Annotated in this window: 23 protein-coding genes; 13 read left to right on the top strand and 10 right to left on the bottom strand. The window is 54.2% G+C overall.

Annotated features, from left to right (window positions below; genetic code table 11):
- The 7 genes from DFP90_RS04355 to DFP90_RS04325 form a co-directional block, all read left to right on the top strand.
- A partial coding sequence (locus tag DFP90_RS04355; RefSeq protein WP_245956956.1) for a methyl-accepting chemotaxis protein occupies positions 1-2,336 on the top strand: 2,336 nt, incomplete at its 5' end.
- An 85-nt stretch (positions 2,337-2,421) separates the two neighbouring features.
- Positions 2,422-3,297 carry a CheR family methyltransferase gene (locus DFP90_RS04350; RefSeq protein WP_115935159.1) on the top strand — a complete coding sequence of 292 codons (876 nt, stop codon included), beginning with the start codon at positions 2,422-2,424 and terminating at the stop codon, positions 3,295-3,297.
- Positions 3,298-3,319: 22 nt separating this feature from the next.
- A complete protein-coding gene (locus DFP90_RS04345; protein ID WP_181905183.1) occupies positions 3,320-3,970 on the top strand; it encodes a chemoreceptor glutamine deamidase CheD in 651 nt (216 codons plus the stop codon).
- 24 nt (positions 3,971-3,994) lie between these two features.
- On the top strand, positions 3,995-5,059 hold the full coding sequence (locus DFP90_RS04340; protein WP_115935157.1) for a protein-glutamate methylesterase/protein-glutamine glutaminase: 1,065 nt from the start codon (positions 3,995-3,997) through the stop codon (positions 5,057-5,059).
- Between the two features lie 63 nt (positions 5,060-5,122).
- Entirely contained in the window at positions 5,123-6,184 is a 1,062-nt protein-coding gene (locus DFP90_RS04335; protein WP_181905182.1) for a methyl-accepting chemotaxis protein, read from the top strand.
- Positions 6,185-6,259: 75 nt separating this feature from the next.
- On the top strand, positions 6,260-6,565 hold the full coding sequence (locus tag DFP90_RS04330) for an STAS domain-containing protein (protein WP_115935155.1): 306 nt from the start codon (positions 6,260-6,262) through the stop codon (positions 6,563-6,565).
- A gap of 89 nt (positions 6,566-6,654) precedes the next feature.
- The gene (locus DFP90_RS04325; protein ID WP_115935154.1) at positions 6,655-7,860 is read left to right on the top strand and encodes a fused response regulator/phosphatase; all 1,206 of its coding nucleotides are present in this window, start codon (positions 6,655-6,657) and stop codon (positions 7,858-7,860) included.
- 21 nt (positions 7,861-7,881) lie between these two features.
- Here the strand turns inward: DFP90_RS04325 and DFP90_RS04320 are convergent, their stop codons facing one another.
- On the bottom strand, positions 7,882-8,784 hold the full coding sequence (locus DFP90_RS04320; protein WP_115935153.1) for an ATP-binding protein: 903 nt from the start codon (positions 8,782-8,784) through the stop codon (positions 7,882-7,884).
- Between the two features lie 244 nt (positions 8,785-9,028).
- Between DFP90_RS04320 and DFP90_RS04315 the strand changes: the two genes are divergently transcribed.
- Genes DFP90_RS04315 through DFP90_RS04300 form a run of 4 tightly spaced genes read left to right on the top strand, consistent with a single transcriptional unit; the run spans position 9,029 to position 12,546 of the window.
- Positions 9,029-11,203, top strand: coding sequence for a heavy metal translocating P-type ATPase (locus DFP90_RS04315; protein ID WP_245956955.1), 2,175 nt, complete (start codon positions 9,029-9,031; stop codon positions 11,201-11,203).
- Positions 11,200-11,604 (top strand): Cu(I)-responsive transcriptional regulator, encoded by a 405-nt coding sequence (gene cueR / locus DFP90_RS04310; RefSeq protein ID WP_115935152.1) that lies wholly within the window; start codon positions 11,200-11,202, stop codon positions 11,602-11,604. Before DFP90_RS04315 ends, cueR begins: the two co-directional genes overlap by 4 nt.
- A gap of 23 nt (positions 11,605-11,627) precedes the next feature.
- Entirely contained in the window at positions 11,628-12,128 is a 501-nt protein-coding gene (locus DFP90_RS04305) for a c-type cytochrome (protein ID WP_245956954.1), read from the top strand.
- Positions 12,129-12,138: 10 nt separating this feature from the next.
- Positions 12,139-12,546 carry a rhodanese-like domain-containing protein gene (locus DFP90_RS04300; RefSeq protein WP_115935151.1) on the top strand — a complete coding sequence of 136 codons (408 nt, stop codon included), beginning with the start codon at positions 12,139-12,141 and terminating at the stop codon, positions 12,544-12,546.
- Between the two features lies 1 nt (position 12,547).
- On the opposite strand, the gene DFP90_RS04295 is transcribed toward DFP90_RS04300, so the two are convergent.
- A complete protein-coding gene (locus DFP90_RS04295) occupies positions 12,548-13,768 on the bottom strand; it encodes a CaiB/BaiF CoA transferase family protein (protein ID WP_115935150.1) in 1,221 nt (406 codons plus the stop codon).
- Positions 13,769-13,952: 184 nt separating this feature from the next.
- On the opposite strand from DFP90_RS04295, the gene DFP90_RS04290 reads away from it, so the two are divergent.
- Entirely contained in the window at positions 13,953-15,077 is a 1,125-nt protein-coding gene (locus DFP90_RS04290; RefSeq protein ID WP_115935149.1) for an alanine racemase, read from the top strand.
- 19 nt (positions 15,078-15,096) lie between these two features.
- Here the strand turns inward: DFP90_RS04290 and DFP90_RS04285 are convergent, their stop codons facing one another.
- From DFP90_RS04285 to DFP90_RS04265, 5 genes are all read right to left on the bottom strand, one after another.
- Positions 15,097-16,005 (bottom strand): lysophospholipid acyltransferase family protein, encoded by a 909-nt coding sequence (locus DFP90_RS04285; protein ID WP_115935148.1) that lies wholly within the window; start codon positions 16,003-16,005, stop codon positions 15,097-15,099.
- Between the two features lie 2 nt (positions 16,006-16,007).
- On the bottom strand, positions 16,008-16,979 hold the full coding sequence (lpxK, locus tag DFP90_RS04280; RefSeq protein ID WP_115935147.1) for a tetraacyldisaccharide 4'-kinase: 972 nt from the start codon (positions 16,977-16,979) through the stop codon (positions 16,008-16,010).
- A 2-nt stretch (positions 16,980-16,981) separates the two neighbouring features.
- Positions 16,982-18,259 carry a 3-deoxy-D-manno-octulosonic acid transferase gene (locus tag DFP90_RS04275; protein ID WP_115935146.1) on the bottom strand — a complete coding sequence of 426 codons (1,278 nt, stop codon included), beginning with the start codon at positions 18,257-18,259 and terminating at the stop codon, positions 16,982-16,984.
- Complete coding sequence (locus DFP90_RS04270) at positions 18,256-18,963, bottom strand: lysophospholipid acyltransferase family protein (RefSeq protein WP_181905181.1); 708 nt, start codon at positions 18,961-18,963, stop codon at positions 18,256-18,258. The genes DFP90_RS04275 and DFP90_RS04270 overlap by 4 nt, the downstream gene beginning before the upstream one ends.
- A gap of 174 nt (positions 18,964-19,137) precedes the next feature.
- Positions 19,138-19,437 carry a hypothetical protein gene (locus DFP90_RS04265; protein ID WP_115935144.1) on the bottom strand — a complete coding sequence of 100 codons (300 nt, stop codon included), beginning with the start codon at positions 19,435-19,437 and terminating at the stop codon, positions 19,138-19,140.
- A 193-nt stretch (positions 19,438-19,630) separates the two neighbouring features.
- On the opposite strand from DFP90_RS04265, the gene DFP90_RS04260 reads away from it, so the two are divergent.
- On the top strand, positions 19,631-20,119 hold the full coding sequence (locus DFP90_RS04260; protein WP_181905180.1) for an RT0821/Lpp0805 family surface protein: 489 nt from the start codon (positions 19,631-19,633) through the stop codon (positions 20,117-20,119).
- 80 nt (positions 20,120-20,199) lie between these two features.
- Here the strand turns inward: DFP90_RS04260 and DFP90_RS04255 are convergent, their stop codons facing one another.
- The 3 genes from DFP90_RS04255 to DFP90_RS22775 form a co-directional block, all read right to left on the bottom strand.
- Entirely contained in the window at positions 20,200-21,375 is a 1,176-nt protein-coding gene (locus DFP90_RS04255) for an acetyl-CoA C-acetyltransferase (protein WP_115935142.1), read from the bottom strand.
- 155 nt (positions 21,376-21,530) lie between these two features.
- Positions 21,531-22,652 carry an alpha/beta fold hydrolase gene (locus DFP90_RS04250; RefSeq protein ID WP_181905179.1) on the bottom strand — a complete coding sequence of 374 codons (1,122 nt, stop codon included), beginning with the start codon at positions 22,650-22,652 and terminating at the stop codon, positions 21,531-21,533.
- The gene (locus DFP90_RS22775) at positions 22,621-22,998 is read right to left on the bottom strand and encodes a hypothetical protein (protein WP_181905178.1); all 378 of its coding nucleotides are present in this window, start codon (positions 22,996-22,998) and stop codon (positions 22,621-22,623) included. The genes DFP90_RS04250 and DFP90_RS22775 overlap by 32 nt, the downstream gene beginning before the upstream one ends.
- Between the last annotated feature and the right edge of the window lie 181 nt (positions 22,999-23,179).

Here is a 23,179-nt window from a genome sequence, read left to right as displayed (position 1 = left end):
ACTGTCAGGCCAATGTGATGTTAGCCGACCCTGACCTCAATATCGTCTATATGAATAATACCATGGTGGCGATGATGAAAAATGCGGAGGCGGATCTGAAGAAGGATCTGCCAAATCTGGATACGGAGAGTTTGTTGGGAACTTGTGTGGATGTTTTCCATAAGAATCCCGCCCATCAACGCGGCATGATCGAAGGGCTGACAAGCGCATATGAAACCTCCATCAATGTTGGTGGCCGGACTTTTGAGTTGATTGCTAGCCCGGTAAAAGACTCGAGAGGTGAGCGCATTGGTACTGTTGTTGAATGGGATGATGTTACAGAGAAGCTGGCCCGTGAGACGGCGGCCAAGCGGACAGCAGACGAAAACCAACGTATCCGGATCGCGCTTGATAATTGTCAGGCCAATGTGATGTTAGCCGACCCTGACCTCAATATCGTCTATATGAATAATACCATGGTGGCGATGATGAAAAATGCGGAGGCGGATCTGAAGAAGGATCTGCCGAACCTGGATACCTCCAAATTGATCGGGACCTGTGTGGATGTCTTCCACAAGAACCCGAGCCATCAACGCGGCATGATCGAAGCTCTGTCGAGTGCCTATGAGACCACGATCGAGGTTGGCGGGCGCACATTTGATCTGATTGCCAGCCCGGTTGTTGATGAAAACGGGAACCGTCTGGGGACGGTCGTGGAATGGGCGGATGTGACGGAAAAACTGGCGACCGAACGCGAAGCAACACGGGTGGCCAATGAAAACATGCGGGTGCGTGTGGCGTTGGATAACTGTGCGGCCAATGTGATGGTGGCGGACAATAGTTATGACATCATTTATATGAACCAAGCTGTCCTAAAAATGATGAAAAATGCGGAAGCCGATCTGAAGAAAGATCTGCCGAGCTTTGATGCTAATAATCTGATCGGGAACTCGATCGACAATTTCCATAAAAATCCCGCGCATCAACGCGGCATGTTGGAAAAGCTTGATTCCATTTATGAAACCTCGATCAAGGTCGGAGGTCGCACCTTCGATCTGATCGCCAATCCGATTGTCTCTGAAGCGGGGGAACGACTGGGCACCGTCGTGGAATGGAATGATGTTACCCAGGAACTGGCCATCCAGGAGGAAGTGGACGAAGTGGTCCAGGCGGTGGTGTCCGGTGATTTCACCAAATCGCTGGCCCTGGAAGGCAAAGACGGCTTCATGCTCAGCCTGAGCCAGGCGATCAATGGATTGAAGGACAATATTGAAAATGTCCTGAATGATGTGGCCGAAGCCCTGGCTTCCCTGGCGCGTGGTGATCTGACCAACCAGATTACTGCCGATTATCAAGGTACCTATGAGACCTTGAAACAGGATGTGAACCAGACGACCGAGCGGCTGGCGAAAACGGTGTCGGATATCATCACCGCCGCCAATGAGATCAGCAATGCTTCCTCCGAGATTGCTGCAGGCGGTACCGATCTGTCACAGCGGACCGAACAACAGGCATCCAATCTGGAAGAAACCGCAGCCTCCATGGAAGAAATGGCGACCACGGTGAAACAGAATGCCGAAAACGCCCAGCAGGCCAATCAGCTTTCTATCACCGCCCGGCAAACAGCCGAAGGCGGTGGTGATGTGGTCAGCAAGGCAGTAACAGCCATGGCCGGGATCGAGGAATCCTCGCAAAAGGTTTCCGACATCATCGGTGTGATCGACGAGATCGCGTTCCAGACCAATTTGCTGGCACTCAATGCCGCGGTTGAGGCGGCCCGTGCTGGAGAGGCCGGGAAAGGCTTTGCCGTTGTCGCCAGTGAGGTCAGGACGCTGGCCCAGCGGTCCAGCGAGGCGGCCAAGGATATCAAGGGGCTGATCCTGGACAGTGACGCCCAGGTCAAAGACGGCGTGCAACTGGTCAATCAGACCGGTGAATCGCTCTCTGAAATTGTCGACAGCATCAAACGGGTGGCGGACATCGTTTCCGAGATTGCGGCGGCCAGCGGCGAGCAGGCAACCGGGGTTGAAGAAATCAACACTGCCATCACCAATATGGATGAGATGACCCAGCAGAATGCGGCGTTGGTGGAAGAAAGTTCCGCCAATGCCCGTTCTCTGGAAGAGCAGTCTGAACATATGCTGGAGATGATGGGCTTCTTCAATATCGATGGCGCCCAGACAGAACCTGCGGAGCGGATACCGGCCAATAACGGCGTCCATAACGGGGCAAAGCCTGCAGCGAAAAAAGCCAAGGCGGAAAACCGGGCGCCGGAGAAATCCGGGAAACCGGCGAAACCCAAGAAAGCTGCAGCTGCAAGTGCGGCGCCCGTGGATGATGATTGGGAGGAATTCTAAGCAGCGATGATGGAGATTCCCGCTTCGCGCCGATACTTGCGGCGTGAAGTGGGTGCCCCTCATCAAATCACAGGATGTACCAGGCATGGCCACGCTGAAGGAAAAGAAAGCCTTGGAGACAGACCGCGAATTCCATTTCACGGATGCGGATTTTCATAAGCTGAGCAAGATGGTTTATGAAAGAACCGGTATTGTGTTGAAAGATCATAAAAAAAATATGGTCTATGGCCGGATATCACGGCGGCTGCGCCAGTTGGATTTGGATCAGTTCAAAGACTATCTGAGTTTGTTGGAAGGGCAGGGTGGTGCGGCAGAGATCGTGAATTTCGTCAATGCGATCACCACCAATCTGACAAATTTCTATCGAGAGGCCCACCATTTCGAACATTTGGGCAAGACGGTGGTGCCGGAGGCGATAGAGGCGATGCGCGAGCAGGGCACCCGCCGTTTCAGGGTCTGGTCGGCCGGATGTTCCTCGGGTCAGGAACCCTACACAATCGCCATGACCTTGTGGGAGCACATACCGGCGTTAGCCCAATATGACGCACGCATTCTGGCAACGGATTTGGATACCAACTGCTTGGATCGAGGTCGCTCCGGGATCTATCCGATGAAACAGGCGGACGGTATTCCTTCGGACTGTCTCAAGAAATATTGCCAGACGGGGAACGACCCCGAGGAAGGCACGGTGGTGATGATGGGGGATAAGCTAAAAAAATTGATTGCCTTCAAACAGCTGAACCTGATGGGGAAGTGGCCGATGAAAGGGCCGTTTGACGCGATTTTCTGTCGGAATGTCATGATCTATTTCGACAATGAAACCAAGGCCGAACTGGTCCGGCGCTTGTCGGCCCTGCTGAAACCACGGGGCTGGCTCTATATTGGCCATTCGGAATCCTTACTCTCCAATGCTGGTGATTTGGAATTGCAGGGGCGCACTGTTTATCGAAGAAAGAACTAAGTGAATGTTGGCGGTACAAAAAATGGATAAAGTAACAGGATCGCGTTATGCGGATGATCTGGACCCGGAGCACCCCCAAGAATCTCCGCTGCATTCCTATTTTGATCCCAAACTAAAACGGACGGCTGTGAAGGTGCGGCCCGGGACCCATTATGTGACGTCCCGCCAATCGGAAGTGATCGTCACTACGCTTGGGTCCTGCATATCCGCCTGTATTCGCGATACGGCTGCAGGTATTGGCGGCATGAACCATTTTATGCTTCCAGAAAGCGAGACAGGGTTATGGGGCGGGGCGTCGGCTGCACTGCGCTATGGCAACCATGCCATGGAGGTTTTGATCAATGATTTGCTGAAAATGGGCGCGGCGCGCAACCGGCTCGAGATCAAGCTTTTTGGCGGCGGTTCAGTGGTCAAATCGCTTTCCGATGTGGGAGAACGGAATATCAAATTCATTCTGCGCTATATGAAAAATGAGCATCTGGCGACGGCCGTGCAGCATCTGGGGGGCAAGCAGGCGCGCAGCATCTGTTATTTCCCCGACAGCGGTCGCGTGCGGATGAAACTGCTGGATCACAGCCGCGACAATGAAATCCTGGCGGATGAGAATGCATTCGGTTCGAAACTGTCGGAGCGGAAGAAAAGCGGCTTTGGCAATGATGCTGAATTGTTTTGATTTAGGGGATGGAGAGGTGGACCTGTGAGTGAGCCGATCAAAGTTGTTGTGGTGGATGATTCGGCGCTGATCCGGCGTCTGCTCAGCAGTCTTTTGGAAAAGGATCCGGAGATCAAGGTGGTGGGGACTGCGGCGGATCCCTATCAGGCAAGGACCATCATCAAGGAAACCAATCCGGATGTGATCACCCTGGATATTGAAATGCCTAAAATGGACGGGCTGGCCTTCCTGGAAAAGATCATGACTCTGCGGCCGATGCCGGTGATCATGGTGTCCTCGCTGACCCGGGCCGGGGCTGAGGTCACACTGCATGCCCTGGAATTGGGCGCGGTGGATTTCTTTGGCAAACCCAGCATCGATCTGGAACGTGGCATGGAGGAAAGATCCCGGCAGCTGATCGCCAAAGTCAAGGCTGCGGCGCGCGCGAAGGTTGCGCCGCGCAGCCGCACAGGCACAGAGGGGCCAGGCGCGCTGCAGGGATATAAATTCTCGACTACTGAGAAAATCATCGCAATCGGTTCCTCCACCGGCGGGGTAGAGGCTCTGCGTGAGGTCATCCCGCGTATGCCGGCAAACTGTCCGGGAATCCTGGTTGCCCAGCATATGCCGGCCAATTTTACCGGCACCTTTGCCCAACGGATGAACGGGATCAGCAATGTGACGGTCAGCGAAGCCCAGAACCAGCAACGCATTCTGCCAGGGCATGTCTATATCGCGCCCGGTAGCTATCATCTTAAGGTGAAGCGGTCCGGTGCCAACTATGTCTGCCAACTGTCGGACGAAGACCCGGTGACGGGGCATAAGCCTTCGGTAGATGTTTTGTTTGATTCCGTTGCCGAAGTCGTCGGGGCGAATGCTGTGGGGGTGATCCTGACCGGCATGGGTAAGGACGGCGCGTCGGGCCTGAAGAATATGCGCGATGCCGGTGCCGCCACCATTGGACAGGATGAGCCCTCCAGCGTTGTATATGGCATGCCAAAGGTGGCGTTTGAGATGGGGGGGGTGGAAGAGCAGATGGATATCCGCAAGATCGCGGAGGCCATCTTGCAGAAATGTGCCGTCAAGGGGGCCGGCAACATCCGGGTTTGAGGGGCAATCGAAAGATACGCATGATTGGATGCCGTCGATATGAAGAGTTTGTTGGATGGATCAATGACTGAAGATCCGCAAATAAGGGCCTTGTTGGATCAGTGGCTGGGACTGTCGGAGATGCAGCGCCGAACCTTTTCCGCCCTGGTGAACGAAGTGCGGACCACCAGTGACCTGGTGGAGGCCAGCGCCGACACGCTCTCGGGAGAGTTTCAAAAGTTGGCTGGCGTGACACGCTCTCAGGCGACTAATCTCGCGGAAGTGATCGAGAAGGCAAGCCGGACTGAGGTCGATGGAAAGGAAATTGCGGTTCGGGCCCTGATGGAGCAGATGCTGGGCGACCTGGAGAATATGGTCGAGAAAGTCCTCTTCATATCCAAACAAGGTATTCATGTGACCAATTCCCTGCAGGATCTGGTCGGGCATATTGATGCGGTGGATGATTCCATCAACCGGATCGAGGATTTCACCCGCCAGACAAACTATCTTGCCGTGAATGCCAAATTGGAGGCGGCAAAAGCAGGTGAAGCTGGAAAAGGCTTTTCCGTTGTCGCTGGTGAAATTGCCAGCATGTCCAAAAGCATTAATTCGCTGTCGGAGGATATCCGTACACGGATGTCAGGCGTGGTTGATGGCCTGGACAAAGGGCGTGATCTGGTTCGCGAATTAAATGCAATCGATATGTCCGACAATATTGTGCTCAAGGAGAAAATAGAGAAAGTATTACATGTATTGTTGGATCAGAATGACAAGCTTAATGAAACCGTCAAAGGATCGCTGAATGAGACGGAGACCATCACCAAGAGTATTGGTGAATTGACGACGACGATGCAGTTTCAGGACCGCACAAAACAGCGCATGGAGCATATAGTTGATATCCTTGAGGTTCTGGCTGGTGCCTCTGCGGACTTGTCTGAGACAACCCGCAATGAATGCCCTGACTTGAAAACAGTGGAGCTGGATGAAGCCTGGGTGCGCGGTCTTTTGGATCGGTTTTTGTTGGATGAGGTCAAACAGCGTTTCATCAGTCACGTTCTGATGGACGGCACTTTTGATGATGTGGATAATTCAACAGGCCGGGGCGTTGAACATGCTTCCGCCTCTGATGATATCGAATTATTTTAAGGATATATAAATATCTGACACGGATATAATATATTCTATCGGAAAGGTGAGGACCGGAAAAGGAGTCTACTCGGAATGGAATATGATATTGGCGCAAATGGTTCGGGCACAGTCTGTCACTTAAGCGCGGATCTGACCTTCAACGACCACGAAGCCTTTCGTGCCATGCTGGATGATGCTGTCGCTCAGGCAAGTGGGGAGATTGTGCTGGATCTCAGCAAGTTGGAATTCATCGATTCTGCTGGTATGGGAATGCTGCTGGTGGCTCAGGAGAGATCACAAAGCGAAGGCTGGTCCCTGGCGATCGACAAACCGCAGGGGCAGGTCCAGAAAATGCTTGAGCTGGCCAAATTGGGACAGGTGGTAACCATCCGATCCTAAATGATCGATTTTTTCCCATATCTATCTGGCTGCATGACATTCGATAAAAGGCGAATCCTGGGGGCGGTTTGGTTTTCCATGGATAGCAAATGGACGAAATGGTTCTACAGAACGATGTGAAACAGAAAGCCGCCTCAGAAGATATCTCTGATGCAAAAATTCTTATCGTCGATGATTTGCTACTCTTGCGTGAATTAATCAAAAATTATCTCTCGAATGAGGGGTTCAAGAATCTTTATACGGCTGAAAATGGTGTCGAGGCTTTGGAAAAAGTCCGGGAAATACGGCCTGATATCCTGATCCTCGATATTCTTATGCCGGAAATGAATGGATTTGAAGTCTGCCGTCAAATCAGAGCCAGTCCGGATTTTTCACAAATACCGATCCTGGTGCAGACTGGTGTCGAAGAGAGCGAAGACAGGCTTGAAGTCTTCAAAGTCGGCGCGACAGACCTGGTTTTGAAGCCAATCAACGGCGCAGAGTTGGTTGCCCGGGTGAAAGTGCATTTGCAAAATGTCTTCATGCAGCGACGACAGGCCCTATATCACCAGCGTATGGCCAGCGAGCTTGCCGCGGCGAGCAAAATCCAATCCAGTTTGCTGCCGTCCAAGGATCAAATGCGTCAAGCCAGGGAAAAGACAGGTTTTCGGATGCTGGCGTTTTACGAGGCATCGTCCGAGCTTGGCGGAGATTTCTGGGGAATGCGATTACTTGAAGGCGGTCGCCTCGCCTTTTTCATGGCGGATTTTTCCGGCCATGGTGTCGTGTCGGCGCTTAACACCTTCCGATTACATACCCTATTGAACCAGGCCGACCTGGACTGGGACCATCCCAAGCTTTGGATGCAGGGTGTGAACGAACATCTTTGCCGGGTTTTGTCGGTCGAACATTTTGCAACAGTCTTTTATGGTGTGCTTGATCCGACGAATAGCACCCTGCATTATTCCGCAGCTGCTTCGCCGCCGGTGGTGATTGGGACCAAGGCGGGTGATGGTGAATTGATCGATACATCCGGCCTGCCGCTAGGTATCTCCACGGATGCAAAATATGAGCAAAAAGAATATCCGTTTGCGCCTGGCGCTTATACGTTGCTCTACAGTGATGCGCTGATTGAAACTGAAGGTGAGGATGGTGAGGTCCTGGAGAGTGAGGCTGTTCTTGCGATGGCACAGGAACGGTCCAGTGAAATGGACCCTGATGTTTTGATCAACGGCATTCTGGATATTTATCCCGGCAAAGACCGGCGACCATTGCCGGATGATCTCACGCTGCTTGCTTTTGTCAGAGAGGTCTGATCTCAGGCCGCCTTTCCGGCGTTAATGGGATGTGCTGGAAAAAATGGTGACAACCACGGTATTGCCATTCCCGATATAACTCATTTCATCAAATGCAGAAGCGGCGGCAATGGCGATCCCCCTGCCATGAGCTGCTAGTAGGCGTCCCGGATCAAGCGTTAGATATTTCTGCCAGTCAAAGCCGGAGCCCTCGTCACGGATGGTGACGGTCACAGAATGGGCGCCGCGCAAAAACTCAATCCGGACTCTTTTGTTGGCATTTTCGGGCAGAGCCAGACGCCGATCCACCTCCTGTTTCCAGGTGCCGTCCTCCAACAGCTTTGTTTTGACTTCGTAATTGATGCCCAGATTGCCATGCTCTATGGCATTAACCATCAGTTCCGACAGTCCAAGGGCCATGGCGCGGGGGTCCGGCCCCGCCTGTGACAAAACTGTTGCCAAAGGGGCGACTTCTTCCAGCGTCCGCAATTCAAATCGGCCGGATTTCAAAATTTTAATGACCGCAGACTGGGTTTCCACTTCGCGGGTCAAGCGATCAAACTGTTCGTAGCTCAGGAAGGCCGCTTCCGTTATGGCAATCAGGCGACTGGCAGAGGCTTTTACGGGCAGATGGTGGAAAATCATTCCTGATTTGAGATTGCGATCAATACTGTCGTCGTCCAATTGGGCGCGCATGATGATCGGTGTATGCCGCAGGGAGGAATCGGATTGAATGCTTTCCAGGCAACTTGCAAGTTCCGGCAGTTTTTCAATATTGGGAAGGATGATCACGCCAAAATTGTCCTGGCCGGTTGTCATCTGCTCCAGCAGGCGTTCGGGTTCCTTCAGGGCGGTTACGGAATAGCCACCGTTTTCCAAGGCCTGGCTGGCAAACTGCCGGTTGTTGTCATCCGGCTCAACAAGCAAAACATGCTTTTTGGTCAAGCTTCCCCCATCTGGCTCGGAATATTTTGATACTAACCAATCCTCGCGAGCGATAGTCAATAATACATCTAAAATGAGAAAAAGTAATAAATTTTAGTCAGGGTCGCGCGTATTTATCCATGTCGGCCATTGCCATGAATACCGCCATTTCCATCTCTCTTGACCTTACAGTTACTGGAAGGGTTATGTTGGTCTTATCGAAATGATTGAAAGTTGCCCAATGCAGAAAGTCGCAGAAAAAAACATGGAACGCAGATTTTCCCTCGCCGTTAGTGGCATGACATGCGCCGGCTGTGCCAGCGGCCTGGAAAGAAAGCTGAAGGCGGAACCCGGTATCGCCGATGCCCTGGTTAACTTCGCCCTGGCCAAGGCAACGGTTTTGACTGCGGATTCCAAGATCGATATCGATCAGGTGATCAGGGCGGTTGATCGTGCGGGATATTCAGCGGCACCGGCGGAAAAGATAGGGTCGGATGATGGGAAACAATCCTATGACGGCTGGCTGGTGTTGGCGGCATTCCTGCTGACAATTCCGTTGGTATTGAAGATGTTCCTGCCTACAGGCCATGTTTTGGCCCCGTCGGGCTGGACGGAATTGTTGTTGGCGACCCCGGTCCAGTTTGTTGCCGGTTGGCGCTTCTATCGCGGTAGCTGGGCTGCGCTGCGGCATGGGAACTGGGGCATGGATTTGCTTGTCGTACTGGGGACGACCGCTGCTTACGGATACAGTTTGGCGCAATTGCTGCTGCTGTCCGGTGACGGGCATCTGTATTTTGAATCGGGCGCGGTGGTCGTCACGCTGGTCCTGTTGGGACGTTATCTGGAAGAACGTGCCAAAAAGCGAACCACCGAGGCCATCCGTTTGCTGATGGATTTGCAGCCTGATCGTGTAACAGTGTTTCGGGACGGCGAGTGGACCGAACTTCCGGCGGATTTTGTCCGGCCCGGAGACCGGGTGAAAGTTCTGTCCGCTGATCGGATCCCGGTGGACGGTCAGATCCAGGCCGGTGCCAGTGAAATTGACGAGCGCATGTTAACAGGCGAAAGCCTGCCGGTTGGAAAGAAAACAGGTGATCCGGTCTTTGCCGGTACGATGAACGGGTTGGGTGTGCTTGAGCTGAACGTCACCGCTGCGGCGGGCGATAGCCGCCTTTCCCGGATTGTTGATATCGTGACCAATGCCCAGCAGGGAAAAGCGCCGGTCCAGAGACTGGTGGATCGCGTTTCCGCCTGGTTCGTGCCGATTGTCCTGGTGATTTCCCTGCTGAGCCTGACCGGCTGGCTGACGGTGGGCGTATCTCTCGAACAGGCCCTGATGGCGGCTGTCTCTGTCCTGGTGATTGCATGCCCCTGTGCCTTGGGCCTGGCGACCCCGACCGCTGTTGTGGTCGGGACCGGGGCAGGCGCGCGTGCGGGCATTCTGTTCCGTGACATCGAAGCTTTGGAGCGGGCTTTCAATGTCAATGCCGTCGCGTTTGACAAGACAGGCACACTGACCGAAGGGGAGCCCGAAATCAGCGCGATTGCGGCTGTGGGGGACCGCACCGCAGATGAGGTCATGACTTTGGCGGCGTCTTTACAGCAAGATAGCAATCATCCTCTTGCCCTGGCGTTTCTCGATCACGCCAAGAAACTGGGGCTGGCGCTGGAGCCAGTGGAGGAAGTCGAAATACAGCCGGGGCAAGGGCTTTATGGGTGCGTTTCAGGCAGCCGGGTTGTTATCGGTAACCGATCTTTAATGGTGACGCAGGAGATCGCTTTGCCGGAAACTGCCGGGAATCCCCCGGCTATTGAAGGCGAGACCCAACTCTTTGTGGCATTGGATGGCCGCTTGGCGGCAGTGGTGAATGTCCGGGACAAAATTCGAGACAGCGCCGCAGCGACCATAGGGATTTTAAGACAAAGAGGGATCACCAGCCACTTGATTTCCGGGGATGCCCAATTGGTGGCCGATGCGGTCGGCCGGCAGGTTGGCGTGGATCAGGCCATGGGCGATGTGCGGCCCGAGGGCAAGGCCCGGGCGTTGGAGACAATCCGACAAACCAATGGAGTCGTGGCTATGGTGGGGGACGGCATTAACGATGCCCCGGCGCTGGCTGTCGCCGATGTGGGAATCGCCATGGGGGCGGGGTCCGACATTGCCAAGGAAACTGCGCCGGTCACTCTGATGCGGGCGGATTTACGCCTTGTTCCTGCGGTGTTTGATATTTCCCGCCGGGTGATTTGGAAGATTCGCCAGAATCTGTTCTGGGCCTTCATATTCAACATCATCGGTATTCCGCTTGCCGCTTTTGGCCTGCTTAATCCCATGATTGCTGGCGGTGCCATGGCCTTCAGCAGTGTGGCGGTTGTCAGCAACTCCCTGTTGTTGCGGCGTTGGAAGCCCGGTCTCTTACTGACAGAAGGGGAGCGGTCATGAATATCGGCACAGCAGCAAGCAAATCCGGGATGTCGGCCAAGACAATCCGGTATTATGAGGATATCGGACTGATCGCGCCGGCAAACCGCCGTGAGAGTGGGTATCGGGATTATTCAGAAGATGATGTGCATTTGTTGCAATTCCTGCACCGCGCGCGGTCCTTGGGGTTTTCGGTGAAACAATGCCGGGAGTTGCTGTCGCTCTACAAGGATCGTAACCGGGCCAGTGGGGATGTGAAGGCGATCGCGCTGGGCCATGTTCATGAAATCAGCGAAAAGATCAAAGAATTACAGGCGATGAAGGATACACTGGAAACCCTGGTGGACAAATGCCATGGTGATGAAAGGCCCAACTGTCCGATCCTGAAGGACTTGGCCGGAAGTGAGCCAAATAATAAATAGCAAAAACAGAACAGGAATATCAGGTGAGTGAAGTCAAAAAAACCAGAGGGCTCGGGCTGATTTTAGGTTTGGTTGCAGTCGCATTTGTCACAGGCGCGGTGCTTTATGTGGTCAATAACCAGAAAAAACGCAGTCCTCATTTTGCGGATTTCCGGAATGCGGAAATGGTTGCGCTCGGCGAACAGGTCTACGAGGCGAATTGTGCGATTTGCCATGGGGCCGGGCTGGAGGGGCAGCCGAATTGGCGTCAACCGTTAGCGAGCGGCGGCTTTCCTGCTCCTCCGCATGATGAAACCGGCCATACCTGGCATCATCCTGACCAAATGCTGTTTCAGGTGACGAAGTTCGGCGGCGCGTCTGTTGCCGGGGAAGGTGCGGTTAGCAACATGCCTGCCTTTGAAGGAATTTTATCCGACCAGGAAATACTGGCGTCGCTCGCTTACATCAAAAGCCATTGGCCGGCAAAGATCCAGGATGACCAGGAAAAGCTCACCTATCGGCAGACATTGCGCGAAAACAGATAGGGGAAGAGTGATGGCAATAAAACCGGTCAAGCAGCTGGTTGAGGACGCGGAACAAGAAATTGAAACCCTTGATCTGGAGGCGGCCAGGGTCCTGCTGGACGATGGGGATGTGTTGTTTGTGGATATCCGTGACATCCGGGAATTGTGGCATGAAGGCACGATACCGGGGGCGCTGCATGCCCCACGCGGCATGCTGGAATTTTGGGTTGATCCGCAGAGCCCCTATCACAAGTCGGAGTTTTCCCAGAAGGCGAAATATGTGTTTTTTTGTGCGGCCGGATGGCGATCGGCTCTGGCGACCAAGGCTCTTCAGGATATGGGATTGACCCCGGTTGCCCATATCCGTGGAGGTTTTGGTGCCTGGAAAGAGGCGGACCTGCCTATGGAACCGGTGGCAAGGCGCCAGAAACCGTCCTAGATCAGATAATGCCGGTTTCCCGCAACCGCTTGATTTCCCCATCGTCGGCCTGCAGGATCTCACGCAGGATCTCGTCCGTATGTTGACCCAAGGTTGGTGGTGCGTTCCGGTATTGCACTGGGGTTTCGGAGAATTTCACCGGGTTGCCAACCAAAGGCACCTTGCCTGTTTCCGATAAAGGGTGATCCATTTCGATGCGCATGCCGCGATGTTGCACCTGCGGATCCTGAAACACCTGCTCGATCGTGTTGACAGGGCCGCAGGGGACGCCTGCTTTTTCCAAACCATCAAGCCAATCCTGCATTGATTTCCCAGCCAGGATCGGTTCCATCAAAGCATGCAGGGCAGCCCGGTTCTTCACCCGGGCTTCATTTGTGGCAAAGCGCGGGTCATCTGCGATTTCGCCACAGCCGGAAAATTCGCACCATTTTCGGAATTGGCCGTCATTGCCTACGGCCAGGATGATATGTCCGTCGCTAACTTCAAAAGTGCGATAGGGAACGATATTAGGATGTTCATTCCCCTGCCGCTCCGGTGATGTGCCTGAGACCAGATAGTTGGTTGCCTGATTGACCAACCAGGCAACCTGAGTATCGAGAAGACAGCAATCGATATGCTGGCCCTTTCCGGTATGATCGCGGTGGCGAAGAGCCGCCAGGATCGCGGTAGAGGCATACATGCCGCACATCACATCGGCAACAGCGACGCCTACCTTCATAGGCAGACCGTCCACAGGGCCTGTAACACTCATGATTCCGCCCATGCCCTGGGCCAGATAATCGTATCCGCCGCGGTTGGCATAGGGGCCATCCTGTCCAAAACCGGTAATGGAACAATAAATCAAACTGGGGAATTCCTGGCGAAGTTTCTCATAAGACAGGCCATATTTATCCAACCCGCCGACCTTGTAATTCTCGACCAGGATATCGCAATGGGCCAACAGTTGGCGGATCAGGGCCTGACCTTCGGGCCGGGCAATATCGATCTCAATGGATCGCTTGTTACGGTTGGCGCACAGATAATAGGCGCTCTCGCTGCTATCCTCTCCATCCTTGCCTTTCACATAGGGCGGCCCCCATTTCCGAGTGTCATCCCCAGCCTTTGGCCGCTCGACCTTGATGACATCCGCCCCAAGATCTCCAAGCAGTTGTGTGCAGGTAGGGCCGGCAAGGATGCGGCTGAGATCAAGGATGCGGACACCGCTAAGAGGCTGGAGGCTCATGATTTTTCTTTCAGGCTTCGGAAATCTTACGTCAGATTGATCCTAGCGGGCCATCCGGCCCCGCGCCAGAGGGTGCAGGCTTCGTTTGCACGATAAAATCGCATAAGGTAAGCACGAAACTGAATTTTCATCCTGCCGGCAAGAGAAGCTGGAAACCTCAAAACAAAATTTAGGTTTAAGACTGATGGACATGCTTCCCAACACCCCATTTCTCCTCCTCGATCAGCAGAAACTGGAGGCGAATTTGGACCGAATGCAACAGGCGGCAAACGGAAAATCTGTGTTGCTCAGGCCGCATCTTAAAACCGCAAAATCCCTTGCGGTGGCTGAAAAGGCAATGGCGCGCGGCGCAAAGGGGATCACGGTTTCGACCCTGTTGGAAGCGGAGTATTTTTTTGACGGTGGCATCGCCGATATTATCTATGCGGTGGGCATGACTGCGGACAAGCTGGACCGGGCGATGGATCTTGTACGCCGGGGGGCTGATCTGAAAATCATGACCGATAACCTGGTTGTCGCACAGGCTATTGCAGATCATGGTCATCGGCATGGGCATTGCCATAAGACCCTGATAGAGCTGGATTGCGGTGATCATCGTGCCGGGCTCTTGCCTGAAGATCCGGATCTTCCGCAAATCGCGGCGATGTTGGAAAGCCAGGGGAAGGGTGGGTTTGCCGGGGTGTTGACCCATGCGGGCCATTCCTATGGGGAAAACACGCCTGCGGGGATTGAAAAAATCGCCAATGAAGAATCCGACTGCGCGCGCCGGGCCGTCGCAATGGTGACAAATGCCGGGTTCGAACCAGGGATCGTTTCCATTGGCTCAACCCCCACGGCGCTGGCTTTGGGGGAGCTAGACGGCGTAACCGAGATCCGGGCCGGGGTTTATATGTTTTTTGATGTCGATCAGATGGCGCGCGGGGTTTGCAACATCAGCGATCTTGCACTCAGTGTGGTCAGTACTGTGATCGGTCATAACCGGGCGGCGGGTAAGATCCTTCTGGATGCCGGAGGTCTGGCCTTGTCAAAAGATCGGAGCGCAGACAGCAATATGGCGCAGGCGGGCTATGGGTTGGTTTGTGACCTGGAAAGCGGGAGACGGCTGGATGGCCTATCGGTCACTGCTGTCAGTCAGGAGCATGGCCATGTGAAGGTCTCGGATGAACGGGATTATGTTCGCCTGCCGATCGGGGCCAAAATCCGCATCCTGCCCATCCATGCCTGCATGACCGCCGCTGCCTATCCGCACTATCATGTATTGCATTCCGGAAAACTGGTGGCGTTGTGGGAGCGGGTAAACGGCTGGTGAGCCTAGTGAAAAGGTGGATTTAGTCTTTGGGCCAGCGGTTATGAACCCAGAACCATTGTTCCGGTCGCTCACGGATCCAGCCCTCCAGTGTTGCATTTATCTCGGTCAGCAGCCGGCGGATATTTTCTTTTTTGTCAGCTCCGTCGGGCAAATCCATGGGTGGGTGGAAGATCACCTTGAACCGGGAACCGGGCAATCGGATCACCTGCATAGGGATCAGTGGGCATTTAAGCCGCAACGCAAAATCGGCCGGTGCGGTGGCGGTCATAGCATCGACCCCGAAAAAGGGGACGGGAATGCCCTCGTTTAATTTCTGGTCCACCAGGACACCCAAGGGTTTTCCTTCTTTCAAGACTTGCAAAAGACGCTTGGCCCCTTCGCGGCCTTTTGGAATAAGTTCCGCACTGGCTTTGCCGCGGACTTTCTGAAACAGTTTTTCGATCCAGGGATTGGATGCCTTGCGATAGACACTCACCATCTTAGTGCCACGGTCGGCAATGACGGTGGTGGCGATCTCCCAATTTCCCAGATGGCCGGTAAAGACGATGAAACTGGTACCGCTCTTGATAGCATCCAGGAGATACGCCTCGCCCACCACTTCTACACGGCTATTGGGGCCGGTTGTTGGCACTTTGTCCATTTGGGGCCATTCGCCGGCACCGCGGCCTAGATTGTCCCAAACGCCTTTAACGATCTCGTCAATTTCCTCCTGGCTTTTGTCCGGATAAAACCGCTTAAGATTTCGCCGGGCGACTTTGTCAGCGCGCAACAGAGGGCCGAATGTCCGAAACATGAAGGCGCCTAATCCAGCAGCCCAACGCAAGGGCACAGCCCGGCAAATGATAAGGCCAAGATAAATCAAGGCTGCCTGTACCGGATAGATCACTGCGGATTTGATCCAGCGTGTTTTCTGCGAATAATGCGCCATGTTTAAACTATGGACTCCAACAAACCCAATAATTTCAATTCGTTATCCCATCGAATTGAAATCGGGACAAATTTTACTTTATCTTTGTAAGATTCCGGCAGACGAACGTAATCCTTTTCAGTCGTCAGCAATTCTGCCTGCTGGGAACCTGCAATATCAACCAATTTTTCGAGATCGCTCTCATGATAGCTGTGATGGTCCGCAAAGGCATGAAATGAAGACAGATTGATTTCAAGAGACTGCAGGCTATCCCGAAATTTCTCTGGTCTGCCGATACCGGCAAAGGCCAGATAACGGGCCTGTTTATCCATGCCGGTCAGGTCAGAAATGATCTGGCCCCGAAAGACCGGTTTGTCCGGTTTGAAGCTGGTTGCATCCACAGCTTCCCCATCTCCTAAAAGCAGTATCGCATCGGCTTTTTTTATCGCATTTGTGATCGGTTCCCGCAGTGGCCCGGCAGGGATGAGCCGTTCATTGCCAAATCCAAATCCGGCGTCGATGACAAGCAGGGACAAGTTTTTTTTGAGGCTGGGATTTTGATAACCGTCATCCATTATCACAAGATCGCATCCAGCTTTCTCGATCTCCTTTATGCCTTTGACCCTGTCTCTTGAAACGGTCACCGGAGCCTCTTTTGCCAGCAACAGAGGCTCATCGCCAATCTGCCCGGCGTTGTGCCGGTTGGGATCAACCAGGACCGGCCCCGGGAGGCTGCCGCCATATCCACGGCTCAGGAAATGAGTTTTTTTACCGCGGCTTTGAAGCATTCGGGCAATGCTTTGTGCTACGGGGGTTTTCCCGGCACCACCTGCGACCGCATTGCCGACACAGATGACGGGGACCTGTGAGTGGTAGGGCGTGGTCAGGCGATTGCGCAGTTGGGAAATTCCCCAATAGACACAGCCCAGAGGAGCCAGCAATCTTGCCGGCAAACTATGTTTTTGATCCCATGTCCAATATCTCGGTTGCCGCATGATTAATCGCTGGCTCCCACTGGAAGATAGGGAGTGATGATCTTAATCATGCGGTCCACGACTTCCGCCTCTTTTTCAACAAATGCAGCAGCAAGAGAGCCTGCAATGGACAGTTTTTCAGGGGCTGTCAGATATCCGTCTAGCGCGTCGGCAAGCTGGTTTGCATCCTTCACTTCAACTGCCGATTTTGTCGCCAGCATGGCATCGGCCAGATCCCGACAGTTGGCCATATGGCTCCCAAACAGGATAGCATTGCCCCAGCGTGCGGGTTCCAGCGGATTATGGCCGCCGATGCCTGGAATAAGGGAGCCGCAAACTGCTGTGATACGGGACAGGCTGTAGAACAGATCCATTTCACCCAATGTGTCGGCTAAATAGATGCTGGTTTCATGCGTTGGGGTTTCACCCTGGCTGCGCTGGGCTGTGATAAATCCCTGTTCGATCAACGCGCGTTTGACCGTTTCTCCCCTTTCGGGATGTCTGGGCGCCAGGATTAACAGAAGGTCTGGATATTTTTTCCGTAAACGCTGTTGAGCCGAGGCGACAATGTTTTCTTCGCCCTGATGGGTGCTGGCAGCCAACCAGCAGGGACGACCGGCGATGGACAGTCCAAGCTCTGAATTCTCCGCGCCAGGCACTGAACGGGGGAGACCGGCGAATTTCAGGTTGCCCGGGTGTTGTGCACGGGGGAAGCCCAATGTTGCAAACTTCTCCCGATCACGCTCGGACTGAACCATGATCTCTTGAAAGCCGGACAGCAGGCTGTCGGCTATTCCCGGAAATTTCTGCCACCGACGGAAAGATCGATCGGAAAGGCGCGCATTGACCAGGATCATGGGAATGTTCCGCCGGCGTGTTTGGGCTAGCAGGTTTGGCCATAACTCCGATTCCATCCACAAAGCGAGATCGGGCTGCCAATGGTCCAGAAAGCGCCGGACCCAGGCGGGATGATCCAAGGGAATAAACTGATGAATGGCCCGATGGGCAAGTCGTTTTTCCATCATCTGGGCAGATGTGACGGTGCCGGTGGTCTGCAATATGGTGGCCTGTGGATGGTCCGCCAGCAACCGATCAATCAGCGGCAGGGAAGATACCGCTTCCCCGACGCTTGCCGCATGAATCCAGATGACAGGTCCTTTTGGCCGTGCGGCTGACGCGATGCCCTTGCGCTCGTTGACGCGGGCAGGGTCTTCCTTGCCACGCGCGAGGCGTTTTTTGATCAGGCGTTCCAGCAAGGGGCCCGAGAGCCAGGTCAGGCTTCTATAGGCGCCAAGGATCATGCTTTTGCTCCGTCAGCGGGCAAGGGAGCGCCTGGCGGTATGGGCGCATGTCCCATCATGCGATCGGCTTCATCGGTCAATTCGCGTAGATGATCTTCGAGTTTTTGCCGCAGTTCCTCTTTGTCCAGATCGGTTGAGAAGCCGGGGATGTCGGTCTGATCGCTCCAGATGAAGACACCTTTGTTAAAAGGGAGAGGAACGTTGAACCGGTCCCAGCTCTTCAAGATGATTCGCCGTTTGACGGAATAGGTTGTGAAGGTGATTCGGGCATTGGCGAGCCGCGCGATGATGATTGGGCCGTCTTTCATTCTTTGACGGGGGCCGCGCGGTCCATCCGGAGAGATGGATATGGCCGTGCCTTGCTTAATTTTCCGGACAACCGTTTTCGTTGCGCCAACCGCCCCCTTTGCAGAAGAACCGATGACGGAATCCACAGAAAAATAGGAAAGTGTGCGGGAAACCAACTGACCGTCACGATGACCCGATGCCAACACGGCCATGGGACGTTTTTTGCAATCCCAGGAATAGGCGGTCAGGGCAATGCGATTGTGCCACATCAGGACCAGGTAGGTTTGACCGTCTTCGATATGGCGATCTCTTTTGTCAAAGCCGACATAAGACCAGCGACTGGTGACAAAAACCAGACGGATATATTGCGCAATCAGCCAGCAGGCCAAACGATGCGCTCCATCGGATTTTATCATTTTTTTGAAGACCCTGGAGAGCTTCATCCCGTCCCCTGATTATCGTTGTGTTTCTTTTTGGTATGTGAGCCAGCCGGCGGGCTGCTTATATCATGCAAAATCAGGAACAACCAGTGCTGCTGGACCGGCCGCCAGCGGTACCGAAGTTTGAGCCTGTCTCTTCCCGATCGGCAATCAATCTTCGGATTGTTTTAGCCGGTATCCCAAAGCGGTCATGCAGTTTTCAAACTCTTCAGCTTTCCGCGCACGGGCATCCAGATAACGAAACTGAGTGTCCAGACTTTCATTGGCTGTGGAACCAGGATCCGTCACGGCATTCGAAGAATTGATTTCATGGCTCAATTGTTGGCTGGCCCGTTTGTCGGCCAGGCGGATACAACGGTACCGGTCCTGGGCGGTTTGTTCCACTGATCGCTTGGGATGTTCCCAGGGCGCATTCATGATATCTTGGGAGATACAGCCAGATAGCGCCATGACGGTTGCCATCAAGCCGAACGCGCGTCCGAAGAATCGTTGTTTGATTATCGGCGGGTTCCGGAATTTTGGAACATATCTTGCTTCTTGAGATGGTAATCGCATGATGTGGGAAGATTATGCCGTTTGCGGTTAGGAGATACTGATCAAGGCGTCTGTCGTTGATTGTTAGTCGGAGAGGTTTATGAAGGCAATGTCCAATAGTCGAATGATGGTTGCAGCGATGCTGGTCGTGGCCCCGCTATCGGGCTGTGTGACGGATTCAAATCTGAGCCGGGAAGACCGTCTCGCATCCGGGACGGGTCTTGGAATGCTGGCCGGCGGCTTGTTGGGCTATAGCATGGGCGGCGGCGATACAGCACCGATCATCGGGATGCTGGTTGGTGCCGGTGCCGGCGGTGTTGCCGGTTATTGGGCAACGGACCGACTGACCCGTTGGGATAAATCCGCCATGAATGATACAGCGTTTCAGGGACTGAATGAATCCAGCAGTGGCCAGACCCTGACCTGGGCCAATCAGGATTCCGGCAATTCCGGCAGTTTCACGCCTGTGCGAACCTTCCTGGATGCCAAAGGGCGGATTTGCAGGGATTTTGTCGTGACATTGGATGTTGATGGCACACCCCGAGAAGGTGAGCGGACCGCGTGCCGCACAGCAACAGGCGACTGGGTGATGCTCTGAGGAGTGGATATGCGTTGGTGCGTAAAAAAAGAAAGGGCTGCCTGATAGGCAGCCCTTTTTCAATATGTCGTGGTTTCTGATCAATCGCGGGCAACACACATGGAAATGCCCATGCCGCCACCGATGCAAAGGGTGGCCAGACCCTTTTTCGCGTCGCGTTTTTCCATTTCATGCAGCAGGGTCACCAGCACGCGGGCACCGGAAGCCCCAATTGGGTGGCCAAGTGCGATGGCGCCGCCGTTTACATTGACGATATCCGGGTTCAAACCCAGCTCATGCACAACAGACAGGGCCTGAGCGGCAAAAGCTTCATTTGCCTCAATCAGGTCGAGATCCTCGGCTTTCCAGCCAGCCTTTTCTAACGCGACCTGGGTGGCCGGGATCGGGCCGGTTCCCATGATGGCGGGGTCAACACCGGCGGTGGCCCAGGAAACGATGCGCGCCATCGGGGCGATACCGCGGGATTTTGCTTCGTCTGCGGACATCAGGACCAGGGCGGCGGCACCATCATTAATGCCTGATGCATTGCCAGCCGTCACGGTGCCTTCCCGGTCAAAGGCCGGGCGCAACTTTGCCAAGCCGTCTGCTGTGACACCGGCTTTCGGGTATTCATCGCGATCGACCACAATCTCGCCTTTGCGGGTTTTGATGGTGACCTGCACGATCTCGTCATCGAAACGGCCAGCATTCTGGGCCGCTTCGGCCTTCTGCTGGGAGTGGGCGGCATATTCGTCTTGCGTTTCGCGGCTGAGCTGCCATTTCTCGGCGATGTTTTCTGCGGTGTTACCCATATGATAGCCATTGAAAGCACACCACAAGCCATCGCGGATCATGGTATCAATGAATTGTACATCGCCCATTTTTTGACCGTCACGCAGATGGGCCGCGTGGGGAGCCTGGCTCATGCTTTCCTGGCCACCGGCCACTACAATTTTGCTGTCACCGTTTTTGATGGCCTGAAGGCCGAGTGCGACCGCACGCAGACCGGACCCGCAAAGTTGGTTGATTTGGAAAGCGGTTTTTTCAACAGGGATGCCGGCTTCCACTGCGGCTTGGCGCGCGGGGTTCTGGCCCTGGGCGGCAATCAGGATCTGGCCGAGGATGGCTTCATCCACGTCGGTGCCGTCCACTTTGGAACGGTTGAGGGCTTCCTTGATCGCGATCGCGCCGAGATAAGAAGCGGGTACGGAACTCAGAGCGCCATTAAAAGCGCCGATCGGGGTGCGGGCTGCACCGGTAATCACCACATCGGTCATGGAATGTCTCCCTCATATTTGCGTGATCTGCGTGCCTCGACCCAGGCCGCATCTGCTTGTGTTGCTGCATTGCAATATAATGCCTGTGGCGATGCAATACAACTATACATCCTCACCTGCACCTTATGGACCGATTATGACGGTTTAATGAGCGGTCATCCGGATTTTCGGATAAACTCGCCAATCAGCGGCCAGGTGCTGGATGCCGCGCGTCGGCCGGCCATCATACCGATATGACCGGCATTGATCGACCGGCTACGGCAAATTGGCAATTGCTGGGCCAGGGCTTCGGCGGAGGCTGGCGGGACAATCCTGTCCCCCTGCGGGATCAGCGCCAGTGAGGGTATCTCTAACTGCTGAGGATCCACGGGCTCTCCGAACAGGTGCCAGTTTTTCTGATGGGTTCGGTTTTGTTGATACCATCCTTCCAAACAATCAAGAGCCGCAGGGCCAACCAACGGCACGCCATCATTGAGCCAGTCTTCCAGGGCTACAAAGGATTTTGCAAACTCTCCATCCGGGGCGGTACTGGCGAATTTCGTGAATTTCCGAAGCGCTAGAAGGGGATCCAACCCGGTGAAAAACATCTGAAGAGCATCGGTCGGCAGGAATCCGACCGTTTCTATTGTCTGATGGATCATTGGCATCATCATGCCCAGAAGCGCGGACTGCCGACCGCCATCGCTGTGAAAGTCCCATGGGGTGGCCAGCAGGGTGAGCGTGGCGGTTTTTTCCTGTCTATGAATGGCTGCGCCCAGTGCCAGAAGGCCCCCCATGCAATAGCCAATCACCGAGACTGGACGCCCATGGCGATCACCGATTTCATCGATGAAATCGGCTAGTCGTCCGGTATAGTCACTTAATGAAAAACCGTGTTCGTCCTGTCCTGGACTGCCCCAATCAACCATGTAGGGGGTCAAACCTTGATCCCGAAGCCAGAGCATAAAACTGTTTTCCGGCGTAAGATCCAGGATATAGGCACGGTTGACCAGCGAGGGAATCACCAAAACCGGTTCTGCACCCTGTCGGCCATCTGAGAAATCAAGCAGGCATGTATTGCCGGACTGCGCGGCAATGGGCCGGTTTTGCGCGGTTCTTTGATAAGGGTGCGAACGATAGCGTTGGATACCATCCAGGAATAGGTTGAACCGTTTTTGGCTCACTAATTCCAGGGCTTCGAGCAGGGTTTTGTCCGCGTCTTGTTCCCGCCCGGTCCGGATTGCCTGCAGGTCTTGTTGGAGACCGTCAACCGCTTCCCGAAGGCTTGGATGGATCATCCCGCTGTTCCAGTCGGTCGAGCCGCTGGTTAAGCATCTCAAGAGTGCGGGCGAGCTCGCGAAGAGTGTCATCGCGGCTGTTAGATGCTGCGGTAGGGGGCGGGGCCCCATTCTCTTTCCCGGCCCCGGCGGGCTGTTGGAAGGCTGTGGAGTTTCTTTCATATGTCAGACCCTGTCCGGGAAAGGGGAAAGACGGACCGTCAGCGGTCGCAAAGCTATTAAACCGGTCCTGCCAGTTTTTGAAAATTACCTGATATTCCGGGTCTTGGGCCACCAATGTCATCTGTTCCTGCCAAAGGTCCAGCAGGCGGATGGCCAATTTTTGATAGTCGTTGGTTTCGCTCATGTCTGTTACTATAGGGGGGCGGTCCCAAAACTGCCAGAGCCCGGAAGGGTTTGGCCAGAAAGAGTGATGCGATGCAGCAAAGCCTTGGCGTAAGGCCTGTTATCTGTTATGCGTTGCACAATAAAAATGAGTGAACTCAAAAGAATAGGGTTACGCAGGCTCCAGATGACATGTGCAGGTG

The organism is Aestuariispira insulae (genome assembly GCF_003385955.1).
GTDB classification, from domain to species: Bacteria; Pseudomonadota; Alphaproteobacteria; order UBA8366; family Aestuariispiraceae; genus Aestuariispira; species Aestuariispira insulae.
Note: the sequence above shows the minus strand (reverse complement) of the source record. Positions and strands in the feature narration are given on the sequence as shown.